Source organism: Streptomyces sp. NPDC044984, from assembly GCF_040646935.1.
In the GTDB taxonomy this organism is placed as follows: Bacteria; Actinomycetota; Actinomycetes; order Streptomycetales; family Streptomycetaceae; genus Streptomyces.
The window spans coordinates 1-1,666 of record NZ_JBEZBE010000108.1 but is presented as its reverse complement, the minus strand read 5'-3'; the positions used below and the strand labels follow the sequence as shown (position 1 = coordinate 1,666).

At 69.7% G+C, this 1,666-nt stretch carries 2 protein-coding genes; one reads left to right on the top strand and one right to left on the bottom strand.

Annotated elements, in window-relative coordinates; translation table 11 throughout:
• The first annotated feature begins 271 nt into the window (after positions 1–271).
• Positions 272–1,066 (top strand): IS5 family transposase, encoded by a 795-nt coding sequence (locus AB0A94_RS38670; protein ID WP_361751729.1) that lies wholly within the window; start codon positions 272–274, stop codon positions 1,064–1,066.
• Here AB0A94_RS38670 and AB0A94_RS38665 read toward each other — a convergent pair.
• Positions 1,014–1,547 carry a hypothetical protein gene (locus tag AB0A94_RS38665; protein WP_361751726.1) on the bottom strand — a complete coding sequence of 178 codons (534 nt, stop codon included), beginning with the start codon at positions 1,545–1,547 and terminating at the stop codon, positions 1,014–1,016. The two genes, AB0A94_RS38670 and AB0A94_RS38665, sit on opposite strands and share 53 nt — an antisense overlap.
• Positions 1,548–1,666: the final 119 nt, after the last annotated feature.

The window sequence follows — 1,666 nt, the reverse complement described above, 5'->3', positions numbered from 1 at the left end:
AGAAGCCGTATCTCAACCGATCTTGGAACGTGTGGATCGAACGGAGTTCCTGGTCGGGTGATCTTCCGCAGGTACGCGCATGAAGGCAGGGCCTCCTGGTAGCTCGGGGGTGCGATCCCATTCCGAGCGGTTCCCGGAGGCCCTGTTGTCGTTGTTGTACGCGCCCGAGCCCGTTGACTTCAACTCGCCCGTCGTGTCGTGCGATTGCCTCGCACACGTGCACGGCAACGCGGCCGATCATCCCGATCGGGTGCGCCGGTATCCGTCGGACATGACGGACGCGGAGTGGGCGGCCGTGCGGCCGTTGTTGCCGGTGCCGGCCTGGTTTCAGGGGCGGGGCGGACGGCCCGAGGGCTACTGCCATCGGCAACTGCTGGACGCGGTCCGTTACCTGGTCGCGGGCGGGATCTCGTGGCGGGCGATGCCCGCGGACTTCCCCGGCTGGGGCCGGGTCTACGCCTTCTTCCGGCGCTGGCGCGAGCACGGGTTGATCGCCGAGTTCCATGACCGGCTGCGCGGGAAGGTCCGTGAGCGCGAGGGCCGTGAGGCCGAGCCCACGGCCGGGATCATCGACGCGCAGTCGGTGCGGGCCGCGGCGACGGTGCCGGCCGCCTCACGCGGCTATGACGGTGGGAAGAAGGTGCCGGGCCGCAAACGGCACATCGTGACCGACACCCTCGGTCTGCTCCTGGTCGTCGCGGTCACCGCGGCGAACATCGGTGACCGGGACGCCGCGGCGGGCCTGCTGACCAGGCTGCGCCGTCTGCACCGCGACATCACCCTCGTCTGGGCCGACGGCGGCTACACCGGCGGCCTCGTCGACTGGTGCCGGAACAAACTCGCCCTGACCTTGGAGATCGTCAAGCGCACCGACGACATGGCAGGGTTCGTGGTGCTGCCCAGGCGCTGGGTGGCAGAGCGCACGTTCGCGTGGCTGATGAACTCCCGCCGCTTGGCCCGGGACTACGAGACCCTGCCCGCCACCAGCGAAGCGATGATCCAGTGGTCGATGGTCACGCGGATGAGCCGGCGTCTGGCACGGCCCCAGGCCGCCGGCCAGCACTGAAGGCCCCCGACGTCTCCAGGAGGAGCCACCCGCGCTCCGCCAGGCGCCGGGCTTTCGACCGCAGCCCTTCGACCTTCGCCGGGGCCGCCCCAAGGCCCAGCTTCACAGCGATCTCCTTGGCCCGAAGCGGCCCGTGACCCATGGACCGCTGCTGTTCCAGCACGCCCAGAATCCGCTGATAGTCCGGAGCCAGCACCGTCACCGGCAGCCCTTCCCGCCAGGGCGGCACGATCGAGCCCGGCACCGGCGCGAGCGACGGCGCCGCTTCCTCCTCTGTCTCGGCCGTGGTCACGGCAGTGGACTCGGCCGCAGCAACTGCCAGGGCCTCGACCAGCTCCTCCCGCGCGATCACCCGCCGGTCCAGCTCGATCTCCGCGGCCTCCAACACCTCGGCCAACCGCGCGGCTTCCTCCCGCAAGCCCTCCACCCGCACACGGGCAGCCGCCTCCCGCTCCTCCAGCATTCCCAGCACCGACGCCACCGCGCACCCCTCGATCCATGAAGCGGATACAAGACGTCGGCATGCCTCCCTCAACCCGAGCGAAACCATGCCTGACCAGCAGAAATCAAGGGATCACGTTCGGTTGAGATACGGCTTCT

Coding starts and splice junctions, on each gene's coding strand:
- AB0A94_RS38670 (WP_361751729.1), top strand. CDS start 272: ATGACGGACGCGGAGTGGGCGGCCGTGCGGCCGTTGTTGCCGGTGCCG.